Source organism: Kosakonia sp. N21 (assembly GCF_050587465.1).
In the GTDB taxonomy this organism is placed as follows: Bacteria; Pseudomonadota; Gammaproteobacteria; order Enterobacterales; family Enterobacteriaceae.
Genome location: NZ_JBOBHR010000010.1, coordinates 1 through 25,516, shown reverse-complemented (window position 1 = coordinate 25,516; position 25,516 = coordinate 1). Strand labels below are relative to the sequence as shown.

Sequence of the window (25,516 nt, the reverse complement as noted above, 5' to 3'; positions counted from 1 at the left end):
CCCTCCGATTAAGGCGTTAAAGTTTTTTGGCTTTTTCCACTGCTTCTTCGATGGAACCAACCATGTAGAACGCCTGCTCCGGCAGGTGATCGTATTCGCCTTCCATAATGCCTTTAAAGCCACGGATGGTGTCTTTCAGGGAAACGTATTTACCCGGAGAACCGGTGAACACTTCCGCTACGAAGAACGGCTGGGACAGGAAGCGCTGGATCTTACGTGCGCGTGCTACCACCAGTTTGTCTTCTTCAGACAGCTCATCCATACCGAGGATGGCGATGATGTCTTTCAGTTCCTGATAACGTTGCAGCAGAGACTGTACGCCACGCGCGGTGTCGTAGTGTTCCTGACCCACAACCAGCGGATCCAACTGACGGCTGGTGGAGTCCAGCGGGTCAACGGCCGGGTAGATACCCAGAGACGCGATCTGACGGCTCAGTACCACGGTTGCGTCAAGGTGCGCAAAGGTGGTGGCTGGCGACGGGTCAGTCAGGTCATCCGCAGGTACGTATACCGCCTGCACGGAGGTGATAGAACCGGTTTTGGTGGAAGTGATACGTTCCTGCAGAACACCCATCTCTTCCGCCAGCGTCGGCTGGTAACCTACCGCTGAAGGCATACGGCCCAGCAGTGCGGATACTTCAGTACCGGCGAGGGTATAACGGTAGATGTTGTCGACGAACAGCAGAACGTCACGACCTTCGTCACGGAACTTCTCAGCCATGGTCAGGCCGGTCAGCGCAACGCGCAGACGGTTTCCCGGCGGCTCGTTCATCTGTCCGTAAACCAGGGATACTTTATCCAGAACGTTGGAGTCCGTCATTTCGTGGTAGAAGTCGTTACCCTCACGAGTACGTTCACCCACGCCCGCAAACACAGAGTAACCGGAGTGCTCAATCGCGATGTTACGAATCAGCTCCATCATGTTTACGGTTTTACCCACGCCCGCACCACCGAACAGACCGACTTTACCGCCCTTCGCGAACGGACACATCAGGTCGATAACTTTGATGCCGGTTTCCAGCAGTTCCTGAGAGCTGGACAGCTCTTCATAGGACGGCGCTGCGCGGTGGATAGCCCAACGCTCTTCTTCACCGATGTCGCCTTTCATGTCGATCGGCTGACCGAGCACGTTCATGATACGACCCAGTGTAGCTTTACCTACCGGGACTTCGATCGGGTGCGCAAGGTCGGTAACTTCCAGACCGCGACGCAGACCGTCAGAAGAACCCATGGCGATGGTACGTACGATACCGCCGCCCAGCTGCTGCTGAACTTCCAGCACCAGCGTCTCGTTACCATTCTTAACCTCAAGAGCATCGTACACGCGCGGTACGGCATCCTGAGGGAATTCGACGTCAACTACGGCGCCGATTACCTGGACAATTTTTCCAGTAGCCATCTTGAATCCTCTACGAATTAACCTGGTTATACCGCGGATGCACCACCGACGATTTCGGTGAGTTCCTGAGTAATGCTGGCCTGACGAGCTTTGTTGTATACCAACTGCAGCTCTTTAATCAGGCTGCCGCCATTGTCGGTCGCGGCTTTCATCGCCACCATACGTGCGGCCTGCTCGCTGGCCAGGTTTTCCACAACACCCTGATAAACCTGAGATTCAACGTAACGACGCAGGAGCGTATCCAGCAGCGCTTTCGGATCGGGTTCGTACAGATAATCCCAGGATTTACGCTTCAACTCTTCATCTTCTGCAGCCGGTAACGGCAGCAGCTGAGTGATGGTCGGAGCCTGAGACATGGTGTTGATAAATTTGTTGCTAACAATATAAAGCTTGTCGAGACGACCTTCGTCGTAGGCTTGCAACATGACTTTTACCGGGCCGATCAGTTCGGACAGGGAAGGGTTATCTCCCATGCCGGTTACCTGAGCGACAACGTTGCCACCTACGGAATTAAAGAAAGACACGCCTTTAGAGCCGATCATCGCGAGTTCACTTTGAACGCCTTTATCGGACCATGCTTTCATATCCGCCAGCAGTTTTTTGAACAGGTTAATGTTCAAACCACCGCACAGACCACGGTCGGTCGACACCACCAGGTAGCCCACGCGTTTAACGTCGCGTTCTTCCAGGTAAGGGTGCTTATATTCCAGATTACCGTTCGCAAGGTGACCAATCACTTTGCGCATGGTATCTGCATAAGGACGGCTGGACGCCATGCGATCCTGCGATTTACGCATTTTGGAAGCGGCGACCATCTCCATCGCTTTAGTGATCTTTTGCGTGTTCTGGACGCTTGCGATCTTACTACGTATCTCTTTTGCGCCGGCCATGAGCTTCTCCTCAATGCCTTGCGGCCTGCCCTAAGACAAGCCGCCAGACGTTACCAGGACTGGGTTGCTTTGAAGGAATCGAGGATGCCTTTCAGCTTGCCTTCGATTTCGTCGTTATAGCCACCGGACTGGTTGATCTCTTGCATCAGCGGAGCGTGATCACGGTCAGCGTAAGCCAGCAGAGCGGCTTCGAAGCTACCGATTTTCGCCAGTTCCACATCTTCGAGGTAACCGCGTTCAGCCGCGAACAGCACCAGACCCTGCTGAGCAACAGACATTGGAGCGTACTGTTTTTGCTTCAGCAGCTCGGTCACTTTCTGACCGTGGCTCAGTTGTTTACGGGTTGCTTCATCCAGATCGGAAGCGAACTGAGAGAACGCTGCCAGTTCACGATACTGCGCCAGCGCGGTACGGATACCACCAGACAGTTTCTTGATGATCTTGGTCTGAGCAGCACCGCCCACACGAGATACAGAAATACCCGGGTTAACCGCCGGACGAATACCGGAGTTAAACAGGTTGGTTTCCAGGAAGATCTGACCATCGGTAATAGAAATTACGTTGGTCGGAACGAACGCAGAAACGTCACCCGCCTGGGTTTCAATGATCGGCAGCGCGGTCAGGGAACCGGTTTTACCTTTCACTTCACCTTTGGTGAAGGCTTCAACGTATTCAGCGTTAACGCGGGATGCGCGCTCCAGCAGACGAGAGTGGAGATAGAATACGTCGCCCGGGAATGCTTCACGTCCTGGCGGACGACGGAGCAGCAGGGACACCTGACGATAAGCGACTGCCTGTTTAGACAGGTCATCGTAAACGATCAGCGCATCTTCACCGCGGTCACGGAAGTATTCGCCCATTGCGCAACCGGCATACGGTGCCAGGTATTGCAGTGCGGCAGATTCAGAAGCGGTTGCAACCACAACGATGGTGTTGGACAGCGCGCCGTGCTCTTCCAGTTTACGCACCACGTTGGAAATGGTGGACGCTTTCTGGCCGATAGCAACGTATACGCATTTGATGCCAGAATCGCGCTGGTTGATGATCGCATCGATTGCCATCGCGGTTTTACCGGTCTGACGGTCACCGATGATCAATTCACGCTGACCACGACCGATTGGGATCATGGCATCAACGGATTTATAACCCGTTTGAACCGGCTGATCGACGGACTGACGATCGATAACGCCCGGTGCGATAACTTCGATTGGCGAGAAGCCATCGTTATCAACCGGACCTTTACCGTCGATTGGCGCACCCAGGGTGTTCACCACACGGCCCAACAGGCCACGGCCAACCGGAACTTCGAGGATACGGCCAGTACATTTAACCTTCATGCCTTCGGCAAGGTCAGCGTACGGACCCATCACCACTGCACCCACGGAGTCGCGCTCCAGGTTCAGTGCGATAGCGTAACGGTTACCCGGCAGAGAAATCATCTCGCCCTGCATACAATCGGCAAGGCCGTGAATGCGGATAACACCGTCGCTTACAGAAACAATAGTACCTTCGTTGTGAGCTTCACTCACAACACTGAACTGAGCAATGCGCTGCTTGATCAGTTCGCTGATTTCGGTGGAATTCAGTTGCATGCTCCAGTCCCCTTAAGACTGCAAGACGTCTGCAAGGCGTTCAAGACGGCCGCGAACGCTGCCATCAATCACAGTATCACCCGCTCGGATGATAACGCCTGCCATAACAGACTTATCGATTTTGCAATTCAGCTTCACTTTACGTGACAGTCGTTTTTCCATCGCTGCGCTGATTTTCGTGAGCTGCTCTTCGCTCAATGCGGTTGCGGACGTGACTTCAACGTCTGCTGTAGCCTCGCTGGCTGCACGCAAATGAACAAACTGCTCAAGAACATCAGGGAGCACTTTCAGACGTCCATTTTCAGCCATTACCCGAATCAGGTTCTGACCTTTGGCGTCCAGTTGCTCCCCACAGATGGCGATAAACGACTCAGCGAGCGTTTCCGGTGCTAACGCACCGGAGAGGAGCTCGGCCATTTGCTCGTTTTTAGTTACCTCGGCGGCAAACGCCAGCATATCCTGCCAGCGATCAACACTCTGGTTTTCAACGGCAAAGTCAAAAGCTGCTTTGGCGTAGGGGCGAGCTACCGTTACAAATTCAGACATCAGCCCCTCCTCCTTACAGTTCAGCGACCAGTTTATTCACGATGTCGCTGTTAGCAGCTTCATCCACGGAACGCTCAATGATTTTCTCGGCGCCGGCAACAGCCAGCAGAGCCACTTGTTTACGCAGCTCTTCGCGAGCACGTTTACGCTCGGCGTCAATTTCCGCCTGCGCCTGCGCCACGATTTTGGTACGTTCCTGCTCGGCTTCTGCTTTCGCTTCGTCCAGGATCTGAGAACGGCGTTTGTTCGCCTGTTCGATGATTACCTGAGCTTCTGCTTTCGCTTTTTTCAGCTGGTCGGTCGCATTGGCCTGTGCAAGGTCAAGGTCCTTTTTAGCTCGTTCTGCGGAAGCGAGACCGTCAGCAATTTCTTTCTGACGTTTTTCGATGGCAGCCATTAACGGCGGCCATACATACTTCATGCAGAACAGAACGAACAGGACAAACGCGATGGCCTGGCCGAGGATTGTTGCGTTTAGATTCACAGCACAATGCCTCTTATCTGGTTAACGTTCTAAACAATTGCTTGGAAAGCAACTCTTACTACGCGACAGCAAACATCACGTACAGACCCAGACCCACAGCGATCATTGGGATAGCATCCACCAGACCCATAACGATAAAGAACTGAGTACGCAGCAGAGGAATCAGATCAGGTTGACGCGCTGCGCCTTCCAGGAATTTGCCCCCGAGGATGCCGATACCGATCGCAGCACCGATTGCCGCCAGACCCATCATCACAGCGGCAGCCATGTACAGCAGATCCATATTCAGGTTTTCCATGACAGTCTCCAGTTTGTTTCAGTTAAAACGTAGTAGTGTTGTTAAAAATCAATGCTCTTCAGATGCCATCGACAGATAGACAATCGTCAGAACCATGAAAATAAAGGCTTGCAGCGTAATGATCAGGATGTGGAAAATGGCCCACGGCACATTCAGAATCCACTGTGACCACCACGGCAGAAGACCCGCGATCAGAATGAAAATCAACTCACCCGCGTACATGTTGCCGAACAGTCGCAGACCGAGAGAAACCGGTTTGGACAGCAGGCTCACGCCCTCAAGGATAAGGTTTACCGGAATAAATACCGGATGGTTGAACGGCTGGAGAGTCAGCTCTTTAGCGAAACCGCCAATACCCTTCATTTTGATGCTGTAGAACAGAATCAGGATAAATACGCCCAGCGCCATAGACAGCGTGATGTTGACGTCTGCAGACGGCACCACACGCAGCGCAGGCAGCCCCAGAACTTTCTCACCGATAAGCGGGAGAAAATCGATAGGCAGCAAATCCATCAGGTTCATCAGGAATACCCAGACGAAAATCGTCAGGGCCAACGGAGCGATAAGTTTGCTTTTGCCGTGGTACATGTCTTTGACGCTACCATGGACAAAACCAATCACCAGCTCAATTGCAGTCTGGAATTTTCCCGGGACGCCGCTGGTGGCTTTTTTCGCTACGCTACGGAACATCATCAGGAACAACAGACCCAGTACCACCGAGAAAAACATGGAGTCGATATTGAGCGTCCAGAAGGTGGCCGGGGGGTTATGCGGATCCACCAGCGAGAACGTACGCAGATCGATCTGAAGGTTATTCAGATGGTGACCTATGTACTCCTGCGGTGTTGAGATTTCTCCTGCAGACATGATGCCTCTTACCCTTTGTTGTTAATTACAGCGGGTGCCAGTATCTGAACTACTAGCACCGAAACCCACGTGACTATCAGCGGCAAAAACGCCACCCTGAATACCGCCAGCGCCACCACCAGCAACACGAATGTCACCAACACCTTGATTGCTTCGCCGAGGGCGAAGGTCCAGGCCACTCGGCCTTTAGCAGGTGTAAGCGCCTGATGACGCCAGGCAAAAATCATAAACAACATATTTGGCAATAAGACTGCCATACCTCCGCACACGGCGGAAATGCCCCAGAAGGGGTCTTTGAGGCTAAACAGCAATCCACTTGCCATTACTGCCAGAAACTGAATAAGCAGAAGCTTGCGTGCAATGTTTTGACTAAAGAGCGACACAGACATCACGTTTCTTCACTCCTGCTCCCTTTGAGGTATGCCGCGTGTCGTATAAAACGTTCTTTAAGGCCCGGAGTCAAGCAGCAAAAAGCGGTCAAATTATACGGTTCGGCCTCGTGATTTCAAACAATAAGTAGCGAAAAGGTGAATAAATGTTTAAATAATTTTCCCGACGGCTATTTTTCAACTTTTGGCGAAACTGTGAACCTTCGGGCAAAACTGCAAATAACGCGAAAAACCTGCTACCAAAGCGTGCACTCGGTCACAAAACAAACATTTATGCGCCTGCCATATTAATCATGCCGGTAAATTGCCACTTTTCATCTTTCTGATATTTAAGATGAATTATCACAACTCTTTTTAAAACAGCCGCAAATATAACAAAAACGTTTCATTGACATTTATAATAATTATTTAACATCTGTTTTTGATTATCTGCGCCGACTTTTAGCGCGCTGATATTTTCGCAGTTGACTATTATCCCTGTGAATAATAAAACTGACGTTAAAAGTCGGATAAATCCTGGTAAATGCCAGGTTAAATGTAACTGAACGTATCTCCGCTTTTTATGCCGATTTTTAACATCCACAGAACAGCACGAATTCTACATTTTTTGATAAAAATTAAACTTTATTTGCCTTAACAACCACCAGATGGCGTTCGCCTTCAAGGTGCGGAACATGCAGTTTCTCAATACTTTCCACCGTAAATTCAGCAGGCAACAGAGTAATCTCGTCTTCTGGCACCAGGCCTTTCAGCGCGTAAAAACGACCCTGCTCGCCGGGCAAATGCCGACACCAGCTCACCATGTCATTCAGCGAAGCAAAAGCCCGGCTGATCACCCCATCAAACGGCGGTTCCGCCGGGAAGTCTTCCACACGACTCTGTACCGGCGCGATATTCTCAAGATGCAGTTCATGCTGGACCTGACGCAAAAAGCGCACGCGCTTGCCCAGGCTATCAAGCAGGGTGAAATGCGATTCAGGACGGACGATGGAGAGAGGAATACCGGGTAAACCAGGGCCGGTGCCAACATCGATAAAACGCGTGCCCTGCAGATAAGGCGCCACCACGATACTGTCGAGGATATGGCGGATCAGCATCTCATTCGGATCGCGCACCGACGTCAGGTTGTAGGCTTTGTTCCATTTGTGCAGCAGGTTGACGTAACCCACCAGTTGTTGCTGCTGGTGATCGGACAACGAAATGCCCGCTTCATCCAGCAGACGAGAGAGTTTGTTAAGCACGGTTGATACCCTGGGATTGCTATGCCCGGTAAACCGGGCATACGACTAAGATTATGCGCTGCGGCGCAGCATACCTTGTTTTTTCAGCCATACCAGCAGAATGGAGATGGCTGCGGGGGTGATCCCGGAGATGCGTGACGCCTGACCGATGGAAGACGGTTTATGATCGTTGAGTTTGGCGATCACTTCGTTAGACAGCCCGTTTACCTGACGATAATCCAGCGAGGCAGGCAGTAAGGTGTTCTCATTGCGCTGCTGTTTCTCGATTTCATCCTGCTGACGCGCGATGTATCCCTCGTATTTCACCTGGATTTCCACCTGCTCAGCGGCTTGCGGATCGTCCAGACCCGGCGCAAATGGCGTCAGTTGCACCAGTTGCTGGTAGGTCATTTCAGGGCGACGCAGCAGATCTTCACCGCTGGCTTCGCGAGACAATGGCGCAGTCAGCAGCGTATTGACCGCCGGCGCATGTTCAGAAGCTGGCGATACCCATTGTGATTTCAGGCGTTGACGCTCACGTTCAATGCTTTCCAGTTTCTCATTGAAGCGCGCCCAACGCTCATCGTCCACCAGGCCAAGTTCACGACCGGCTTCCGTCAAACGTAAATCCGCGTTGTCTTCACGCAGCATCAGGCGGTATTCCGCACGAGAGGTAAACATACGGTACGGCTCTTTGGTACCCAGCGTGCAGAGATCATCCACCAGTACGCCGAGATAAGCCTGATCGCGGCGTGGCGCCCAGCCCTCTTTGTCAGCAGAGGCACGCGCGGCGTTCAGACCTGCCAACAGCCCCTGCGCCGCGGCTTCTTCGTAACCGGTCGTGCCGTTGATTTGGCCAGCAAAGAACAGACCGTGAATGAATTTGCTTTCCAGGGTCGGTTTCAGGTCGCGCGGATCGAAGAAATCGTACTCAATGGCGTAGCCAGGACGGACGATTTTGGCGTTTTCCATCCCTTGCATTGAACGGACAATCTGCATTTGCACATCGAACGGCAAGCTGGTGGAGATGCCGTTCGGATAAATTTCGTTAGATGTCAGTCCTTCCGGTTCAAGGAAGATCTGATGCTGGTTGCGATCGGCAAAGCGCATCACTTTGTCTTCGATCGACGGGCAGTAACGAGGACCGATCCCTTCGATCACGCCGGCATACATGGGGCTGCGATCGAGGTTATTGCGGATCACGTCGTGGGTTTTTTCATTGGTGTGCGTAACGTAACACGGCACCTGACGCGGATGCTGAGCAGCATTCCCCATAAACGAGAAGACCGGCATCGGGTTATCGCCATGCTGCTGCGCCAGTACGCTGAAATCGATAGTGCGCGCATCGATACGCGGCGGCGTACCGGTTTTCAGGCGGCTTACGCGTAACGGCAGTTCACGCAAACGGCGTGACAGAGGAATGGACGGCGGATCGCCTGCACGGCCACCGCTGTAGTTATCCAGACCAATATGGATCTTACCGTCAAGGAATGTCCCTACGGTCAGCACAACTGCTTTGGCGCGGAATTTCAGCCCCATCTGGGTGACGGCGCCCACTACACGATCGTTTTCAACGATCAGATCCTCGACCGCCTGCTGGAAGATCATCAGGTTCGGCTGGTTTTCTAACGCGGTACGCACAGCCTGGCGGTAAAGCACGCGATCCGCTTGTGCGCGGGTTGCGCGGACAGCCGGGCCTTTGCTGGCGTTTAGTATCCTAAACTGGATACCTGCCTGATCGATCGCTTTCGCCATCAGTCCGCCCAGGGCATCCACTTCTTTAACCAGGTGTCCTTTCCCAATACCGCCGATCGCCGGATTGCAGCTCATCTGCCCCAGCGTGTCGATATTGTGTGTCAAAAGCAGGGTCTGTTGACCCATACGCGCTGCTGCCATTGCGGCCTCAGTGCCTGCATGACCCCCGCCAATGATAATGACGTCAAAAGGATCCGGATAAAACATGGTGGTATGCCTCGCCTGAGCGGTTAGAAATTGGATTGAAGCCCGGGTCGTGGATTCTACTCAACTTTAGTCCAGTGAGAAAGATCCGGATCCCGGGTATTAAAAAGAAGATCTTTTATGTAGAGAGATCTGTTCTATTGTGATCTCTTATTAGGATCGCGGTCGCTTGTGGATAAGCCGGATCATCACTTTAAGATCAATTCATTAGGCTGGATCATTAGCTGTGAATGATCGGTGATCCTGGACCGTATAAGCTGGGATCAGAATGCGATGTTATACACAACTCAAAAAGTGAACTCACGTTATTCTTTGGATAACTACCGGTTAATAAGACCTTTTAAGCAGAGTTATCCACATCTGATCGCACGATCTTTAATCGTTATTGAGTAAATTTTTCCAGGATCCCAGCCATTCTTCTGCGGGATCTTCCGGAATATCGTGATCAAGAATGTTGATCTTCAGCGTTTCGCCGATCTGTCTGGCGCCGTTTGCCTTTAAAGATGCTTCCAGTTTTTCGATCGCCTGACAGAAGGTGTCATATTCACGGCTGCCAATACCGATCGCGCCAAAGCGAACCCCGGAGAGATCCGGTTTCTGTTCGTTCAAATCATCCAAAAACGGCTGCAGGTTTTCAGGAAGATCGCCCGCACCGTGGGTTGAACTGACCACCAGCCAGATACCCTGCGGCGCAAGATCCTCTAATAGCGGGCCATGTAACGTCTCAGTGCTAAAACCTGCGTCTTCCAGCTTTTCCGCCAGATGTTCCGCAACGTATTCCGCACCGCCAAGCGTGCTGCCGCTAATAAGCGTGATGTCTGCCATGAAGCCCCGCTCCGTTTTATTCGCCATCCGGCGACAAATAGAGGTGCATTGTACGCTGTGAACGGGCTGGGATCTACCTGTGGACAATACGGGTATTACTCAGGGATGAAAACGCCCGGTTAAGGGCGGATGGTACGCATGATCGGGTTTTGCAGGGAAATCAACGTTTCAGTGGACTGAATTTCATCGATTGTTTGGATCTTGTTGATAAGTACTTGCTGGAGGGCATCGATGGATCGGCACATTACCTTAATAAAGATACTGTAGTGACCGGTGGTGTAATACGCCTCGGTCACTTCTTCCAGGCTTTCGAGTTTCGCCAGTGCGGAAGGGTAATCTTTTGCGCTCTTCAGAATGATGCCAATAAAGCAGCACACATCGTAACCCAGTTGCTTCGGGCTAACGTCAATGCGCGCACCGGTGATGATCCCGGCCTGCTTCATCTTCTCTACGCGAACATGAATGGTGCCGGGGCTGACGCCAAATTGTTTAGCCAGTTCGGCGTAAGCAGTACGCGCATTTGCCATTAAGGCGTCGAGGATGCCGCGGTCCAGATTGTCGATCTGATAATTTTCCATAGGATTTTCTTATGAAGAATAGTGATTCTTTCCATTTTAACCTGTGATTTTATCGATTCAAAAGCACTGGTGGCTTTTTAATTGATGATTATTGAGTTGCGATGTCGTTTTGTTGCTTAATTAAAAGCAACAGGACACAGGAGTTAAATAATGAAAACCGCTTACATCGCTAAACAACGCCAGATCGCCTTCGTGAAATCCTTTTTTTCCCGCCAGCTTGAAGAAAAACTGGGCCTGATTGAAGTACAGGCGCCGATCCTCAGCCGCGTTGGGGATGGCACCCAGGATAATCTGTCCGGTAGCGAGAAAGCGGTGCAGGTCAATGTGAAGACATTGCCGGAGGCCCGCTTTGAAGTGGTGCACTCTCTGGCGAAATGGAAACGCCAGACGCTGGGCCAGCACGACTTCAGCGCCGGAGAGGGGCTATACACGCATATGAAAGCCCTGCGTCCGGATGAAGACCGCCTTTCTCCAATCCACTCTGTTTATGTGGATCAGTGGGACTGGGAGCGCGTGCTGGGCGACGGTGAGCGTCATACCGCGACCTTAAAAGAGACTGTCGGGGCGATCTGGGCCGGGATCAAAGCCACGGAAGCAGAAGTAAGCAAACGATTTGGTCTGGTGCCATTCCTGCCTGAACAGATCCATTTTGTGCACAGTGAAACACTGCTCAGCCGCTTCCCGGATCTGGACGCCAAAGGTCGTGAAAGAGCCATCGCCAAAGAGCTGGGCGCGGTATTCCTGATGGGCATCGGCGGTAAGCTGAGCGACGGTAAACGCCACGACGTTCGCGCGCCGGATTATGATGACTGGAGTACCGCGGCAGACGAGGGTTTCAGTGGCCTGAACGGCGATATTCTGGTCTGGAACCCGGTACTGGAAGATGCGCTGGAGCTCTCGTCAATGGGGATTCGCGTTGATGCGGCTGCGTTAACACGTCAGCTGAAACTGACGGGTGATGAAGACCGGCTACAGCTGGAGTGGCACCAGGCGCTGTTGCGCGGAGAGATGCCGCAAACCATTGGCGGCGGCATTGGTCAATCGCGCCTGACCATGCTGTTGCTGCAGTTGCCGCACATTGGCCAGGTTCAGTGCGGTGTGTGGCCCGCACAAGTCCGCGAGCAGGTTTCCGGTCTGCTTTAACGCCGCCAGCGCCGTAGCAGGCGGCTACGCATCCCGGTATCAAAGCGCCAGATATGATCGAAGATGCGCATGATGCCGGGTTTGCCATGCACGGACATCGCCACCGCATGAAAGCGATGCTGATGAACGTGTTGCAGTTCCTTCACTTTATTCACTACATCGTCCGGCAAACGCTGGGCGATAAAGTCAGAAATCACCACTGCATCGGCGTCATACCATTCGCCGCCCTGCATGCGTTCAACGATGGCGCGAAAACAGCTCGCCAGATCGGTTCCGCCGCGAAAACGCTGACTGAGAAAACGGATCGCCTGCTCCAGGCCTTCCGCGCTCGTCAGTTCGTAGCGCACCACTTCACTAGAGAAAAGCATAATGTAGCAGCGGCGCTTATCCGCCAGCGCGACACGCATTAACGCCAGGCAAAATGCCTTTGCACACTGTTCGTTAAACCCGCCCATTGACCCTGAGGTATCGACACAGACGATAAAGGGTCCGCGCGGTTGTTCATCGAATTCCTGATGAATAACCGGCCGTTCGGTCACTTTTTCCCGCCATGCATCGCCGTGCAGCCGGTAGGTGAGTAACTGTTTTTCCACCAGCCGACGATAAAACTCATATTCCAGCTCAGTGATCCCCAGCGTGGCCAGTTCGGGCGGCAACAGCCGCAAAATATCATCGCTCTGATGCAACCCGTCGACTTGCTCCGGTACCGTTGCCGGTTCACGCACCAGCGTACGGAATGTCTCCATTGGCGCATCTTTACGGGGGACGGATTTTGCCTCACGCGAGCGACCAAGCTGTTCGGCCAGATGCTGAAGTTCCGGCTGCTGATTGAGAAACTCACCATATTTAATGATTAACTGATAATCGCCGCGTTTAAGCTGCCCTGCACTCATATCCCATAACCGGCCTGCCGCATTTTCGTTTTCAATCAGCACAGGCTCCAACTGACCGCTCAGGGTCATGCGTTCCTGGACTTCACTGAGCAGCCGATCGCGCTCCTCATCCAGCAGTTGCTGATTAAAGGTGGTGGTCTGCACCACAAGACTCAGGCGCCAGCGCTGTAAAAACAGCGTATGCAGCGCGGGTGTAAAGATGGCGTTATCCGCTACTATCTGCCTGGCCTGGGCGGCATACGGCGAATGAAGCTTATCCAGTAACGTGAGGATTTGCGGCAACTGAACAATGAACTGCGGTGTCGACAGGAGCTGGTTTTGTTGGTAACTCAGTACCTCTTCCGCCAGCTCTGCCGGAACCTCAGTCTCTTTAAGGTGTTTTCTCAGCGCTTCGCGCCAGCGGGGAACATCGTCAGTAATGGCCTGTTTCAGTCGGGGAAACTTTTCAAAAAACAACGCCAGTTGCGGAGAAGCCAGCAGGGCGACGATGAGTTCTTCAATCATCGCCTCCTCGCTGACGGTCATCATGACATTGAGTGTATCCAGCGTTAGCATTGACGCGCCTGTTGGATCTGCGCTCTGACATCCTGCAAGCTGGCTTCAATGCGACCTAACCAGTCGCCGGCGATAAACAGGCATTTCTGCTGTTCGCTAAAACGGGTGTGTTGCTGGTGCCAGGCGTTATCCAGCACTTCAAGCTGTTGTTTGATCTCTTCCGGAACGTTTTCCGGCGTGGCGCCCGGCAGCGCGAGGCGCGATCCCTGCAGGCTGACGTCGCGGATCTGCAGATGCAGACTGGAGTCCACTTCCAGATCCAGCGGTTGCGCAAAACCAATGCCATTGAGCTTACCGCGGATCTCACCGCCTTTTGTCAGCCATTGCGCCAGCGCATTGCGTTCAATGGTGACATGAATAACCTGCATATCGTGCAGTTTCAGCGGTTTTTGCAGTAACAAGGTCAGTACCGGGTCGTCCAGATCTTCCGGCAAGTCATAATGCGGTCGGCGGCTGAACATGCCGCCCTGACGGCTGACTTTGAGCGCTGTTTTATCGCTTTGCTGTTGCTGAAGCCGCATATTCTGCTGAGCAATGCTGCTCAGTTGCGCCAGCATCGATTGCTGCTGCCATGCGTGGCCGGTCATCAAAACATCTAACTGTTGTTGCAGCAGATTCATACTCTGCGCATCGTGCCACAGGCAGTCTTTCAGCAGGATCAAATCTATCGGGGCAACGGCGTCGCGACCGCTGAAAAAGGCGCTGGATTGCAACAGGCGGATGGCCTTTTTCCAGCGACGATCGGAAACATAAGGTGCGTTTGGTAAAGCATCAAGCTGCTGGCGCAGCGTATAAATCAGCTCAAAGACATTGTCCGGCAGTTTGACCTGACCGATCTCGTGCTGCCAGCTGAGGTACTCTTCATCGGTTATCTGTAGCTCTTTCGCCACCGGATTGTCATTTTCATCTTGCTGACTGACCAGCATCGAGCGGAAGTTACCCTTTTCCTGAACCTTGTCCAGCCACAGGCGAATCAGCATTCGGTCATACAGCGCTTCGAGGCTGCTGTCTGCTTCCGGCAGTTCGTTAGAGGCCGCCACCAGCAGGCGCATAGGGATTTTCTCTTCGCTGGCGCCGTTGCGAAAACGCCGTTCATTAATGGCGGTCAGCAGGGTGTTGAGAATGGCCGGACCCGCTTTCCATATCTCATCCAGAAAAACAATTTCAGCTTCTGGCAGATAGCCGCTGGTTAAGCGCTCATAGCGCCCTTCATCTTTTAGTGCCTGGATTGAGAGCGGGCCAAACACTTCCTCTGGCGTAGAGAAGCGGGTCATCAGATATTCGAAGGCGCGGGCATGTTTAAAGGCGAATTTCAGACGACGGGCGATCAGACTCTTGGCGATGCCTGGCGGGCCCAGCAGAAACACGCTCTCTCCGCTCAGAGCTGCCAGCAGGCATAGCCGAATGGCGTGGCTACGCTCAAAGAGACCTTTTTCCAGCGCGCTGCTTAAGCGGGAAATTCTTTCAGCTAATAAATGCGAGTGAGCCATAATAGATTTGCGTCCTTTCGCCGTGTTATCCGGCTTCCAAAAGCGAGTATAGACGTTCCTATAGGGGCTTGTAATAGACTGAAGAACGGCTTTATTTTCTTTGCTCCAGATTAACGTGGCCGCATTTAGGGGTACGATTTCGCAAATAATCGTGCATACTGTGCGCTTTTTGTGGGCCAAGGGACTAAGCACACATTTGTCATTTCAACAAAAGATTAGTCTATGAGCACTGATAATAAGCAATCGTTACCCGCGGTAACACTCGCGGCTATTGGGGTTGTCTACGGTGATATTGGCACCAGCCCGCTTTATACGCTTCGTGAATGTTTGTCTGGTCAGTTCGGTTTCGGCGTTGAGCGTGATGCAGTCTTTGGTTTTTTGTCGCTGATTTTCTGGCTACTGGTTTTTGTCGTCTCCATTAAATATCTGACGTTCGTCATGCGGGCGGATAACGCCGGTGAGGGCGGGATCCTGACGCTGATGTCGCTCGCGGGGCGCAATACGTCCGCCAGAATGACCTCCGTGCTGGTGATTATGGGGCTCATTGGCGGCAGCTTTTTCTATGGTGAAGTGGTCATCACCCCCGCTATCTCTGTTATGTCGGCTATTGAAGGGCTGGAAATTGTCGCGCCATCGCTCGACACATGGATTGTTCCGCTCTCTATCGTCGTCTTAACCTTACTGTTTGCTATCCAAAAACACGGCACCGGGCTTGTGGGGAAGCTGTTTGCACCTATCATGCTGGCGTGGTTTTTGATTCTGGCGGTGCTGGGCGCGCGTGGGATTTTGTCTAATCCGGAAGTGTTGCAGGCGCTGAACCCCATATGGGCGGTCAATTTCTTCGTTCAGTACAAAGCGATCTCGTTTGTTGCGCTGGGTGCGGTGGTGCTTTCCATTACCGGGGTTGAAGCGCTGTATGCGGATATGGGGCACTTTGGCAAACTGCCGATTCGCGTGGCATGGTTTATTGTGGTGCTGCCCTCTCTGGTGCTGAACTACTTTGGCCAGGGCGCATTGCTGCTGAAAACGCCGGAAGCGATCAAAAACCCGTTCTTTTTACTGGCACCGGAATGGGCGCTTATTCCCATGCTGATCATCGCCACCCTGGCGACGGTCATTGCCTCGCAAGCCGTGATTTCAGGTGTTTTCTCGCTGACCCGTCAGGCCGTGCGTTTGGGCTATCTGGCCCCGATGCGCATTATCCATACCTCGGAAATGGAGTCCGGGCAGATCTATATCCCGTTCATTAACTGGCTGCTCTACTTTGCGGTGGTGCTGGTGATCGTCAGCTTTGAGCACTCCAGCAACCTGGCGGCGGCGTATGGTATTGCCGTAACCGGGACTATGGTGCTGACATCGATCCTTTCCACCACGGTGGCGCGTAATAACTGGCACTGGAATAAGCTATTTGTTGCGCTGATCCTGACCTTGTTCCTGTGTATTGATGTGCCGCTGTTCTCGGCGAACCTCGATAAGATTGTTTCCGGCGGTTGGTTGCCGTTAAGCCTGGGTCTGGTGATGTTCCTGGTGATGACCACCTGGAAGAGCGAACGTTTCCGTTTGCTGCGTCGTATGCATGAACACGGCAACTCTCTGGAAGCGATGATTGCATCGCTGGAAAAATCGCCGCCGGTTCGCGTGCCTGGCACCGCGGTGTATATGTCCCGTGCGCTGAATGTTATTCCGTTCGCTATGCTGCATAACCTGAAGCATAACAAGGTGCTGCATGAGCGTGTCATCCTGCTGACGCTGCGTACTGAAGATGCGCCTTATGTGCATAACGTTCGTCGCGTGCAGATAGAGCAGCTCTCGCCGACCTTCTGGCGTGTTGTGGCCAGCTATGGCTGGCGCGAAACGCCGAACGTGGAGGAAGTGTTCCACCGTTGCGGGCTTGAAGGCCTGAATTGCCGCATGATGGAAACCTCCTTCTTTATGTCGCATGAATCGCTGATCGTCGGCAAACGTCCGTGGTATCTGCGGTTACGCGGCAAACTTTACCTGGTGTTGCAGCGAAATGCGCTGCGCGCTCCCGATCAGTTTGAGATCCCGCCTAACAGGGTGATAGAACTGGGAACCCAGGTCGAAATTTAGTTCTTATTAAGCCCCTCGCAATGAGGGGTTTTTGTTATTAATTGCTGTAAATTTTGCTTAAGCAAGAAAAGCTGTTTTTTTCATCATTCCCACAAGCGAAACGTTTCGATATCGATCACACTTCTGTAATGCCGGGATGGTTTTCTGAGCATTCTTAGTACTAAACTGCGTTCAGCGAAACGTTTCGCTAGTGGAGCATAAAATATGAAAAAAGGTCGTGTACTGAACGCTGACATTTCGTCGGTCATCTCTCGTCTTGGTCATACTGATACGCTGGTGGTGTGTGATGCCGGGTTGCCGGTGCCGCGTAGCACACAACGTGTGGATATGGCGTTAACACAGGGCGTTCCTTCCTTTATGCAAGTGCTGGAAGTGGTGACAACGGAAATGCAGGTTGAGGCCGCTATCTTAGCGTCGGAAATTAAACAACATAATCCGCAGCTCCACGAAACGTTGCTCAACCATATTGAGCAACTGCAACAACACCAGGGAAATACCATAGCCGTGCAGTACGTTACGCACGAGCAGTTCAAAAAACACACCGCGGACAGTCATGCGGTTATTCGCAGCGGGGAGTGTTCCCCGTTTGCGAATATCATTCTCTGTGCTGGCGTCACATTCTGAGGCCCTCATGGACGCGTTATTGCAACTCAAGGGAATCGATAAAGCATTCCCCGGCGTAAAAGCCCTCTCCGGCGCGGCGCTGAATGTTTACCCCGGCCGCGTGATGGCACTGGTCGGGGAAAACGGCGCCGGTAAATCCACAATGATGAAAGTGCTGACCGGTATCTACACGCGAGATGCGGGTTCGTTGCTTTGGCTGGGGAAAGAGACCACGTTCACTGGTCCTAAATCATCCCAGGAAGCGGGCATTGGCATCATTCACCAGGAACTGAACCTGATTCCGCAGTTGACCATTGCCGAGAACATCTTCCTTGGCCGTGAGTTTGTGAACCGCTTTGGCAAAATCGACTGGAAAAAGATGTTTGCCGACGCCGACAAACTGCTGGCGAAGCTGAATCTGCGTTTTAAAAGCGACCGCCTGGTTGGCGAGTTATCCATCGGCGATCAGCAAATGGTCGAAATCGCCAAAGTGATGAGCTACGAATCGCAGGTCATCATTATGGATGAACCGACCGATGCCCTGACCGACACCGAAACCGAATCGCTGTTTCGCGTGATCCGCGAACTGAAAGCGCAAGGGCGCGGCATTGTTTATATCTCCCACCGAATGAAAGAGATCTTCGAGATTTGCGATGACGTGACGGTTTTCCGCGACGGGCAATTTATTGCCGAGCGCGAAGTTGCGACGCTGACCGAAGATACGCTGATCGAAATGATGGTCGGCCGTAAGCTGGAAGATCAGTACCCGCGTCTGGATAAAGCGCCGGGTGAAGTGCGTCTCACCGTCGATAATTTGTGTGGCTCGGGTGTGGAAAACGTCAGCTTCACCCTGCGTAAAGGCGAAATTCTTGGGGTGGCCGGGCTGATGGGGGCCGGTCGCACCGAGCTGATGAAAGTGCTGTATGGCGCACTGCCGCGCACCAGCGGCTATGTGACACTCGATGGTCACGAAGTGATCACCCGCAGCCCGCAGGATGGGCTGGCAAACGGCATTGTGTATATCTCTGAAGATCGTAAGCGTGACGGGCTGGTGCTTGGCATGTCGGTTAAAGAGAACATGTCGCTGACCGCGTTGCGCTACTTCAGCCGCACAGGCGGTACGCTGAAGCATAAAGATGAACAGCAGGCGGTGAGTGATTTTATTCGTCTGTTTAATGTGAAAACGCCCTCAATGGAGCAAGCCATTGGGCTGCTCTCCGGGGGGAATCAGCAAAAAGTGGCGATTGCCCGCGGTCTGATGACCCGCCCGAAAGTGCTGATCCTCGACGAACCGACCCGTGGTGTGGACGTCGGGGCGAAGAAAGAGATTTATCAGTTAATTAACCAGTTTAAGGCCGATGGCCTGAGCATCATTCTTGTCTCTTCGGAGATGCCGGAAGTTCTGGGAATGAGCGATCGCATTATGGTGATGCATGAAGGGCGTCTCGGCGGTGAATTCACGCGCGAGCAGGCCACTCAGGAAGTATTGATGGCTGCCGCTGTGGGCAAGCTTAATCGTGTGAATCAGGAGTAAAAAAGATGACTACCCAGGCTGTTTCTGGTCGCCGTTATTTCACCAAAGCATGGCTGATGGAACAAAAATCGTTAATTGCCCTGCTGGTGCTGATTGCGATCGTTTCGACCATGAGCCCGAACTTTTTTACCGTCAATAACCTATTGAATATCCTGCAGCAGACGTCGGTTAACGCCATTATGGCTGTGGGGATGACGCTGGTGATCCTGACATCGGGGATCGACCTGTCCGTGGGTTCTCTGTTGGCGCTAACCGGCGCTGTCGCGGCTTCGCTGGTGGGCATGGAAGTCAATGCGCTGGTGGCTGTTGCTGGTGCGCTGGCACTTGGCGCTGCCGTAGGCGCGCTAACCGGCACCATTGTCGCCAAAGGTCGTGTTCAGGCTTTTATCGCCACGCTGGTGATGATGCTGCTGCTGCGCGGCGTGACGCTGGTTTACACCAACGGCAGCCCGATCAATACCGGCTTTACGGATAATGCCGATGTGTTTGGCTGGTTCGGGATTGGCCGTCCTTTCGGCATCCCAACGCCGGTCTGGCTCATGGCGATTGTCTTTATTGCCGCATGGTATCTGTTGCATCACACCCGTCTGGGTCGTTATATCTATGCTTTAGGCGGTAACGAAGCCGCTACGCGCTTGTCCGGTATCAGCGTAGATAAAGTCAAAGTTATCGTTTACTCGCTGTGCGGCCTGTTGGCCTCTCTGGCGGGCATTATTGAAGTGGCGCGTCTTTCCTCGGCGCAACCTACTGCGGGAGCAGGTTATGAGCTGGATGCTATCGCCGCGGTTGTTTTGGGTGGGACCAGTCTTGCAGGCGGTAAGGGTCGTATCGTCGGGACGTTAATCGGCGCACTGATCCTTGGCTTCCTCAATAATGGATTGAATTTGCTGAGTGTTTCCTCCTATTACCAGATGATCGTTAAAGCAGTGGTGATTCTGCTCGCGGTGCTGGTAGACAACAAAAAGCAGTAATTACCTACACAACAGGACTCATGAAAATGAACATGAAAAAACTGGCCACTCTGGTTTCTGCTGTTGCACTGAGCGCCACCGTAAGTGCGAATGCGATGGCAAAAGACTCTATTGCTCTGGTTATTTCTACGCTGAACAACCCGTTCTTCGTTTCGCTGAAGGAGGGTGCGCAGAAAGAAGCGGACAAACTGGGTTATGACCTGGTGGTTCTGGACTCGCAGAACAACCCGGCTAAAGAGCTGGCTAACGTTCAGGATTTGACCGTACGTGGCACCAAACTGCTGCTGATCAACCCAACAGATTCCGACGCGGTGGGTAACGCCGTGAAGATGGCTAACCAGGCGAAAATCCCGGTGATCACCCTTGACCGTGTGGCATCCAGCGGTGAAGTGGTCAGCCATATCGCTTCCGATAACGTACTGGGCGGCAAAATCGCCGGTGACTATATCGCCAAGAAAGCTGGCGAAGGTGCAAAAGTTATCGAACTGGCAGGCATTGCAGGTACCTCTGCAGCGCGTGAGCGTGGCGAAGGTTTCCAGCAGGCAGTTGCTGCGCATAAATTCAACGTGCTGGCCAGCCAACCGGCAGACTTTGATCGTACTAAAGGTCTGAACGTCATGCAGAACCTGCTGACCGCGCATCCGGACGTGCAGGCAGTGTTCGCACAGAACGATGAAATGGCGCTGGGTGCACTGCGTGCGCTGCAAACAGCCGGTAAATCTGACGTTATGGTCGTGGGTTTTGACGGTACGCCAGACGGTGTGAAAGCGGTAAATGATGGCAAACTGTCAGCGACTATCGCCCAGTTGCCGGAACAGATTGGCGCGAAAGGCGTTGATACTGCTGATAAAGTTCTGAAAGGCGAAAAAGTTTACGCGAAAAACCCGGTTGACCTGAAACTGGTCATCAAGCAGTAATATGGCGTTCTGGCCGCAGCAACACGCTGCGGCTTGTGGGACAACGTAAAAAAAAGAAAAGCATGGCACGCGCCACCTTCACCGGTGGCGCACTTTACGGACAAGCTCATCATGAAAACCGCAGGCAAACTCGTCGTCCTTGGTAGTATCAATGCCGATCACATTCTTAACCTTGAATCCTTCCCCACGCCAGGCGAAACCGTAACCGGTAGCCACTATCAGGTCGCTTTCGGTGGCAAAGGCGCAAACCAGGCGGTCGCCGCCGGACGCAGCGGTGCGGATATTGCGTTTATTGCCTGTACCGGCGATGACGACACCGGCGCGCGGGTGCGCAAGCAGCTGGAAAGCGACAATATTGATGTTGCGCCAGTGAGCGTTGTTGCCGATGAGTCTACCGGCGTGGCGCTGATTTTCGTCAATGGCGAAGGTGAGAATGTTATCGGTATTCATGCGGGAGCGAATGCGGCGCTCTCCGTAGAAAGAGTCGATGCGCAACACGCGCTTATCGCGGGTGCTTCCGCGTTACTGATGCAGTTGGAATCCCCGGTAGAGAGCGTGCTGGCTGCGGCCCGTATTGCTCATCAGCATGATACTCTCGTCGCACTGAACCCGGCGCCGGCGCGTGAGCTCTCTGATGAGCTGCTGGCGCTGGTGGACATCATTACACCGAATGAAACCGAAGCGGAAAAACTCACCGGTATTAACGTCTCCAGCGATGACGATGCCGCCCGCGCCGCGCAGGTACTGCACGGTAAAGGTATTCATACCGTCATTATTACTCTGGGTAGCCGCGGCGTGTGGGCCAGTGTGAAGGGCGAAGGCAAGCGCGTACCCGGTTTCAAAGTGAAAGCCGTGGATACCATTGCCGCGGGCGATACGTTTAATGGCGCGCTGTTAACCGCATTGCTGGAAGATAAACCGCTGGATGCGGCGATTCGCTTTGCTCACGCAGCGGCAGCTATTGCCGTTACGCGTAAAGGTGCGCAACCGTCCGTGCCCTGGCGCAACGAGATTGATGATTTTCTACATCAGCAGGGGTAACGCGTGGCCACGATGAAGGATGTTGCCCGCCTGGCGGGCGTTTCCACCTCTACGGTTTCCCACGTTATCAATAACGATCGCTTTGTCAGTGATGCGATTCGTGAAAAGGTGGACGCGGCGATTAAAACGCTGAACTACGCGCCCTCCGCCCTTGCGCGCAGCCTGAAGATCAATCAGACCCGTACGATTGGCATGCTGATTACCGCCAGTACGAATCCTTTTTATTCAGAACTGGTGCGCGGCGTTGAGCGTAGCTGTTTTGAGCGCGGCTATAGCCTGGTGCTGTGTAACACCGAAGGCGATGAACAGCGGATGAATCGCAACCTGGAGACGCTAATGCAAAAGCGCGTTGATGGGTTACTTTTGCTGTGTACCGAAACGCATCAGCCTTCACAAGAGATCATGCACCGTTATCCTTCTATACCTACCGTTATGATGGACTGGGCGCCGTTTGATGGTGACAGCGATCTGATTCAGGATAACTCTTTGTTTGGCGGCGATATGGCGACGCAGTATCTGATTGATAAAGGCTATACGCGTATTGCCTGCATTACCGGGCCGCTGGATAAAACACCGGCGCGTTTGCGTCTCGAAGGGTATCGCGAAGCGATGATTCGCGCCGGGCTGACCATTCGCGAAGGCGATGAAATTGAAAGTGATTTTGAGTTCGGCGGCGGGTTTGAGGCGATGCAGTCGTTACTGGCGATGAACGCGCGTCCGCAGGCGGTATTTATCGGTAATGATGCGATGGCCGTAGGGGCTTACCAGGCACTGTATCAGGCGGGTCTGAAGATCCCGGAGGATATGGCTATCGTGGGTTATGATGACATTGAGCTGGCGCGCTATATGACACCGCCGCTCACCACCATTCATCAGCCAAAAGATGAACTGGGTGAGCTGGCGATTGATGTGCTGATCCATCGAATGGCAGAACCTGATCTGCAACAGCAACGGTTGCAACTGACGCCGATATTAATGACGCGCGGTTCCGCCTGATTTCCTGTTGCGCTCTTTTATCAGGTTGCGGCCATCTTTCGTTTTCAGCAGCATAAACACCAACGCGGAGACCAGCGTAATCGCTCCCATCGTTATAAACGTATAGTGAAACTGCTCCACCGTATTGGTGCTGTCGAATCCTTCATAAAAACGCAGTACCGCCGCACTGACCGCCACACCCAGGCTTATCGACAGTTGCTGTGTTACCGCTAGCACACTATTGCCGCTGCTGGCGTTGTCATCTGTTAAATCCGCCAGCGTAATGGTGTTCATGGCCGTGAACTGCGTGGACATCGCCATTCCCAGCACGAACAGCGGCAAAATCAGCAGCCATACTGCCATTGATGGCGACTGGAGCGAGAACTGTGCAATCATCAAACCGATAAAAAGCGTGATGCCAACCAGTGTTTTGCGATAACCCAGGCTGCGCAGTATTTGCGTGACGATGGATTTCGCCAGAATCGACCCCAGAGCAGTAGGTGCCATCATACAACCGGCGATCAGCGCCGGATAACCAAAACCAACTTGCAACATCAACGGCATGAGAAAAGGAACGCAGCCGGTTCCCAGGCGTGATGCAATATTGCCCGCAATGCCGACGGAAAAAGTGCGTGTCGTAAACAGATTCAGTGAAATCAGCGGCGTGGGGTGGCGTTTGGCGTGGCGGATGTAGGCCAGCAGTAACAAAATACCGCTCAGGATGATGGCGAGCGCAATCCAGGTGGCAACCAGCTTTTCGCCAAACAGCTCCATCCCGCTGGAAAAGAGCACCAGGCTTAAGCCAAACAGGAAAAAACCGCCCATGTCGAAGCTACGTCGCGGGGTGGTGAAGTTGGGCATATATTTGCGGGCGTAAAACAGTCCGGCAAGGCCAATGGGGATATTAATCAGGAAGATCCAATGCCAGCTTGCCCACGTCACCAGAATGCCACCCATCACCGGGCCCAGGATCGGCCCGACCAGGCCTGGCATCGTGACAAAGTTAAGCACCGGCAATAATTCACTGCGCGGATAGGCGCGCAACAGAGCCAGACGGGCCACTGGCATCATCATTGCTCCGCCGATGCCCTGAATCACACGAAAGATAACCAGCATGGATAATGAGTTGGAGAGCGCGCAGGCCAGAGAGCCAAGCGTGAACAGACTCACGGCCAGCATAAATATCCGCCGCGTACCGAAGCGGTCCGCCAGCCAGCCGCTCATCGGGATGAGCATCGCCACGGTCAGTGTGTAACTGATAATGGCGGACTGCATGGCTAAAGGGGAACGATCAAGGCTGTGCGCGATGGCCGGTAAAGCGGTGTTGAGAATGGTGGCATCCAGCGCCTGCATAAAAAAAGCCATTGCCGCAATCCACGGCAAGCCTGCCATACTGCGTGCTTTCTTCTCTGTCATGCAATATCCCGTTATTTCGCCGTGGGGGCATAAGGCGTGGTCAGCAATATCTGGCATGCCCGGAATGCGCTTTCACCGTCGCTTTCCTGAATGGCATTTACAATCGCCTGATGAAGGTCGAGTTTGACCACTTCGTTTTGCGTTATAGAGGTAAAGTAGGTGTGGTAAATAGAGTGAAAGAGCGAGGAGAACGATATAAGGAAGGGGTTTTCACTCATGGCGTAAATATGTTCATGCCAGGCCATATCCACGTCTATCCAGTGTTCGCGGTTAAAGTTCTTTTTCAGAATCACCATCTCTTCCATTAATGTATTGAGATGTGCTTTTTGTTCCGCGCTGCCCAGTGTTGCCGCCAACAGGCACGCCTGAGGTTCCAGGCTGCTGCGCATCACCAGAAAGTGTTGGATAACGGTTTCAACGTTCTCCTCGCTCATCCACCAGGACAATAATTCCTTATCCAGAAAGTTCCAGTTACCGCGTGGCATGACGCGGGTGCCGATACGCGGACGGGGCAGAACCATTCCTTTTGCTGTTAATGTCTTTACCGCTTCCCTGATGGCGGTGCGGCTTACGCCAAACTGCTCACCCAGCTCCATCTCACCGGGCAGAATAACGCCCGGCGCATATTTGCCTTTCAGGATTTGTCGCGCCAGTTTCTCTGCCAGTACCCATGAGATGTTTTTCTGTGCGGCAAGTTGTTGTGCGTTTAAAGACATTTTCTCACTTCCTTTTTTCTCGTTATCACCTGTTAGTATGCCATTCGATATATGTCAGTGGTGGTAAAAACAGCGAAATCAGCAATTCATGCCGCTTTTTACCGCGCTTTGTTGAAAAAAAACG

General features: G+C 53.0%; 24 protein-coding genes. 8 read left to right on the top strand and 16 right to left on the bottom strand.

Annotation, left to right across the window (positions count from 1 at the left end; all coding sequences use genetic code 11):
* Positions 1–16 precede the first annotated feature (16 nt).
* The 12 genes from atpD to asnC form a co-directional block, all read right to left on the bottom strand.
* Positions 17–1,399, bottom strand: coding sequence for a F0F1 ATP synthase subunit beta (gene atpD, locus ACQ3G7_RS20540; RefSeq protein ID WP_263098665.1), 1,383 nt, complete (start codon positions 1,397–1,399; stop codon positions 17–19).
* A gap of 26 nt (positions 1,400–1,425) precedes the next feature.
* A complete protein-coding gene (gene atpG, locus ACQ3G7_RS20535; RefSeq protein WP_263098664.1) occupies positions 1,426–2,289 on the bottom strand; it encodes a F0F1 ATP synthase subunit gamma in 864 nt (287 codons plus the stop codon).
* A 50-nt stretch (positions 2,290–2,339) separates the two neighbouring features.
* Positions 2,340–3,881, bottom strand: a complete 1,542-nt coding sequence (atpA, locus tag ACQ3G7_RS20530) for a F0F1 ATP synthase subunit alpha (RefSeq protein ID WP_263098663.1) — start codon at positions 3,879–3,881, stop codon at positions 2,340–2,342.
* 12 nt (positions 3,882–3,893) lie between these two features.
* Positions 3,894–4,427, bottom strand: a complete 534-nt coding sequence (gene atpH / locus ACQ3G7_RS20525; RefSeq protein ID WP_061499591.1) for a F0F1 ATP synthase subunit delta — start codon at positions 4,425–4,427, stop codon at positions 3,894–3,896.
* 13 nt (positions 4,428–4,440) lie between these two features.
* A complete protein-coding gene (gene atpF / locus ACQ3G7_RS20520; protein ID WP_017458044.1) occupies positions 4,441–4,911 on the bottom strand; it encodes a F0F1 ATP synthase subunit B in 471 nt (156 codons plus the stop codon).
* 58 nt (positions 4,912–4,969) lie between these two features.
* Positions 4,970–5,209: a F0F1 ATP synthase subunit C gene (gene atpE / locus ACQ3G7_RS20515; RefSeq protein ID WP_000429386.1), complete on the bottom strand. Its 240-nt coding sequence runs from the start codon at positions 5,207–5,209 to the stop codon at positions 4,970–4,972.
* 48 nt (positions 5,210–5,257) lie between these two features.
* Entirely contained in the window at positions 5,258–6,076 is an 819-nt protein-coding gene (gene atpB / locus ACQ3G7_RS20510; RefSeq protein ID WP_263098662.1) for a F0F1 ATP synthase subunit A, read from the bottom strand.
* An 8-nt stretch (positions 6,077–6,084) separates the two neighbouring features.
* Positions 6,085–6,465 carry a F0F1 ATP synthase subunit I gene (gene atpI / locus ACQ3G7_RS20505; RefSeq protein WP_263098661.1) on the bottom strand — a complete coding sequence of 127 codons (381 nt, stop codon included), beginning with the start codon at positions 6,463–6,465 and terminating at the stop codon, positions 6,085–6,087.
* A 617-nt stretch (positions 6,466–7,082) separates the two neighbouring features.
* Positions 7,083–7,706 (bottom strand): 16S rRNA (guanine(527)-N(7))-methyltransferase RsmG, encoded by a 624-nt coding sequence (rsmG, locus tag ACQ3G7_RS20500; RefSeq protein WP_430891681.1) that lies wholly within the window; start codon positions 7,704–7,706, stop codon positions 7,083–7,085.
* Between the two features lie 51 nt (positions 7,707–7,757).
* A complete protein-coding gene (gene mnmG, locus ACQ3G7_RS20495) occupies positions 7,758–9,647 on the bottom strand; it encodes a tRNA uridine-5-carboxymethylaminomethyl(34) synthesis enzyme MnmG (RefSeq protein ID WP_263098659.1) in 1,890 nt (629 codons plus the stop codon).
* A gap of 372 nt (positions 9,648–10,019) precedes the next feature.
* On the bottom strand, positions 10,020–10,469 hold the full coding sequence (gene mioC, locus ACQ3G7_RS20490) for an FMN-binding protein MioC (RefSeq protein ID WP_263098658.1): 450 nt from the start codon (positions 10,467–10,469) through the stop codon (positions 10,020–10,022).
* Positions 10,470–10,588: 119 nt separating this feature from the next.
* Positions 10,589–11,047: a transcriptional regulator AsnC gene (gene asnC, locus ACQ3G7_RS20485; protein ID WP_007369362.1), complete on the bottom strand. Its 459-nt coding sequence runs from the start codon at positions 11,045–11,047 to the stop codon at positions 10,589–10,591.
* 150 nt (positions 11,048–11,197) lie between these two features.
* Between asnC and asnA the strand changes: the two genes are divergently transcribed.
* A complete protein-coding gene (asnA, locus tag ACQ3G7_RS20480) occupies positions 11,198–12,190 on the top strand; it encodes an aspartate--ammonia ligase (RefSeq protein ID WP_430891674.1) in 993 nt (330 codons plus the stop codon).
* Here the strand turns inward: asnA and viaA are convergent.
* Positions 12,187–13,638 (bottom strand): ATPase RavA stimulator ViaA, encoded by a 1,452-nt coding sequence (gene viaA, locus ACQ3G7_RS20475; RefSeq protein WP_430891672.1) that lies wholly within the window; start codon positions 13,636–13,638, stop codon positions 12,187–12,189. The two genes, asnA and viaA, sit on opposite strands and share 4 nt — an antisense overlap.
* Positions 13,632–15,128 (bottom strand): ATPase RavA, encoded by a 1,497-nt coding sequence (ravA, locus tag ACQ3G7_RS20470; protein WP_430891670.1) that lies wholly within the window; start codon positions 15,126–15,128, stop codon positions 13,632–13,634. Before ravA ends, viaA begins: the two co-directional genes overlap by 7 nt.
* Positions 15,129–15,350: 222 nt before the next feature.
* On the opposite strand from ravA, the gene kup reads away from it, so the two are divergent.
* The 7 genes from kup (at position 15,351) to rbsR (ending at position 23,281) form a co-directional block, all read left to right on the top strand.
* Positions 15,351–17,219 carry a low affinity potassium transporter Kup gene (gene kup / locus ACQ3G7_RS20465; protein ID WP_430891668.1) on the top strand — a complete coding sequence of 623 codons (1,869 nt, stop codon included), beginning with the start codon at positions 15,351–15,353 and terminating at the stop codon, positions 17,217–17,219.
* 204 nt (positions 17,220–17,423) lie between these two features.
* Complete coding sequence (gene rbsD, locus ACQ3G7_RS20460; RefSeq protein ID WP_263098652.1) at positions 17,424–17,843, top strand: D-ribose pyranase; 420 nt, start codon at positions 17,424–17,426, stop codon at positions 17,841–17,843.
* A 7-nt stretch (positions 17,844–17,850) separates the two neighbouring features.
* Complete coding sequence (gene rbsA / locus ACQ3G7_RS20455; protein WP_263098651.1) at positions 17,851–19,356, top strand: ribose ABC transporter ATP-binding protein RbsA; 1,506 nt, start codon at positions 17,851–17,853, stop codon at positions 19,354–19,356.
* Positions 19,357–19,361: 5 nt separating this feature from the next.
* A complete protein-coding gene (gene rbsC, locus ACQ3G7_RS20450; RefSeq protein WP_430891665.1) occupies positions 19,362–20,327 on the top strand; it encodes a ribose ABC transporter permease in 966 nt (321 codons plus the stop codon).
* A gap of 26 nt (positions 20,328–20,353) precedes the next feature.
* Positions 20,354–21,244 carry a ribose ABC transporter substrate-binding protein RbsB gene (gene rbsB, locus ACQ3G7_RS20445; protein WP_263098649.1) on the top strand — a complete coding sequence of 297 codons (891 nt, stop codon included), beginning with the start codon at positions 20,354–20,356 and terminating at the stop codon, positions 21,242–21,244.
* Positions 21,245–21,355: 111 nt separating this feature from the next.
* The gene (rbsK, locus tag ACQ3G7_RS20440; protein ID WP_430891663.1) at positions 21,356–22,285 is read left to right on the top strand and encodes a ribokinase; all 930 of its coding nucleotides are present in this window, start codon (positions 21,356–21,358) and stop codon (positions 22,283–22,285) included.
* A gap of 12 nt (positions 22,286–22,297) precedes the next feature.
* Positions 22,298–23,281 (top strand): ribose operon transcriptional repressor RbsR, encoded by a 984-nt coding sequence (gene rbsR, locus ACQ3G7_RS20435; protein ID WP_430891922.1) that lies wholly within the window; start codon positions 22,298–22,300, stop codon positions 23,279–23,281.
* Here rbsR and mdtD read toward each other — a convergent pair.
* Both mdtD and ACQ3G7_RS20425 read right to left on the bottom strand, forming a co-directional pair.
* A complete protein-coding gene (gene mdtD / locus ACQ3G7_RS20430) occupies positions 23,258–24,676 on the bottom strand; it encodes a multidrug transporter subunit MdtD (protein WP_430891661.1) in 1,419 nt (472 codons plus the stop codon). The two genes, rbsR and mdtD, sit on opposite strands and share 24 nt — an antisense overlap.
* A gap of 11 nt (positions 24,677–24,687) precedes the next feature.
* Positions 24,688–25,392 carry a FadR/GntR family transcriptional regulator gene (locus ACQ3G7_RS20425; RefSeq protein WP_430891659.1) on the bottom strand — a complete coding sequence of 235 codons (705 nt, stop codon included), beginning with the start codon at positions 25,390–25,392 and terminating at the stop codon, positions 24,688–24,690.
* Positions 25,393–25,516: the final 124 nt, after the last annotated feature.

Bases quoted from the DNA above. Each gene is read 5' to 3' on its own strand.
- atpD (WP_263098665.1), bottom strand. From the start codon at position 1,399: ATGGCTACTGGAAAAATTGTCCAGGTAATCGGCGCCGTAGTTGACGTC.
- atpG (WP_263098664.1), bottom strand. From the start codon at position 2,289: ATGGCCGGCGCAAAAGAGATACGTAGTAAGATCGCAAGCGTCCAGAAC.
- atpA (WP_263098663.1), bottom strand. From the start codon at position 3,881: ATGCAACTGAATTCCACCGAAATCAGCGAACTGATCAAGCAGCGCATT.
- atpH (WP_061499591.1), bottom strand. From the start codon at position 4,427: ATGTCTGAATTTGTAACGGTAGCTCGCCCCTACGCCAAAGCAGCTTTT.
- atpE (WP_000429386.1), bottom strand. From the start codon at position 5,209: ATGGAAAACCTGAATATGGATCTGCTGTACATGGCTGCCGCTGTGATG.
- atpB (WP_263098662.1), bottom strand. From the start codon at position 6,076: ATGTCTGCAGGAGAAATCTCAACACCGCAGGAGTACATAGGTCACCAT.
- atpI (WP_263098661.1), bottom strand. From the start codon at position 6,465: ATGTCTGTGTCGCTCTTTAGTCAAAACATTGCACGCAAGCTTCTGCTT.
- mnmG (WP_263098659.1), bottom strand. From the start codon at position 9,647: ATGTTTTATCCGGATCCTTTTGACGTCATTATCATTGGCGGGGGTCAT.
- mioC (WP_263098658.1), bottom strand. From the start codon at position 10,469: ATGGCAGACATCACGCTTATTAGCGGCAGCACGCTTGGCGGTGCGGAA.
- asnC (WP_007369362.1), bottom strand. From the start codon at position 11,047: ATGGAAAATTATCAGATCGACAATCTGGACCGCGGCATCCTCGACGCC.
- asnA (WP_430891674.1), top strand. From the start codon at position 11,198: ATGAAAACCGCTTACATCGCTAAACAACGCCAGATCGCCTTCGTGAAA.
- viaA (WP_430891672.1), bottom strand. From the start codon at position 13,638: ATGCTAACGCTGGATACACTCAATGTCATGATGACCGTCAGCGAGGAG.
- ravA (WP_430891670.1), bottom strand. From the start codon at position 15,128: ATGGCTCACTCGCATTTATTAGCTGAAAGAATTTCCCGCTTAAGCAGC.
- kup (WP_430891668.1), top strand. From the start codon at position 15,351: ATGAGCACTGATAATAAGCAATCGTTACCCGCGGTAACACTCGCGGCT.
- rbsD (WP_263098652.1), top strand. From the start codon at position 17,424: ATGAAAAAAGGTCGTGTACTGAACGCTGACATTTCGTCGGTCATCTCT.
- rbsA (WP_263098651.1), top strand. From the start codon at position 17,851: ATGGACGCGTTATTGCAACTCAAGGGAATCGATAAAGCATTCCCCGGC.
- rbsC (WP_430891665.1), top strand. From the start codon at position 19,362: ATGACTACCCAGGCTGTTTCTGGTCGCCGTTATTTCACCAAAGCATGG.
- rbsB (WP_263098649.1), top strand. From the start codon at position 20,354: ATGAACATGAAAAAACTGGCCACTCTGGTTTCTGCTGTTGCACTGAGC.
- rbsK (WP_430891663.1), top strand. From the start codon at position 21,356: ATGAAAACCGCAGGCAAACTCGTCGTCCTTGGTAGTATCAATGCCGAT.
- rbsR (WP_430891922.1), top strand. From the start codon at position 22,298: ATGAAGGATGTTGCCCGCCTGGCGGGCGTTTCCACCTCTACGGTTTCC.
- mdtD (WP_430891661.1), bottom strand. From the start codon at position 24,676: ATGACAGAGAAGAAAGCACGCAGTATGGCAGGCTTGCCGTGGATTGCG.
- ACQ3G7_RS20425 (WP_430891659.1), bottom strand. From the start codon at position 25,392: ATGTCTTTAAACGCACAACAACTTGCCGCACAGAAAAACATCTCATGG.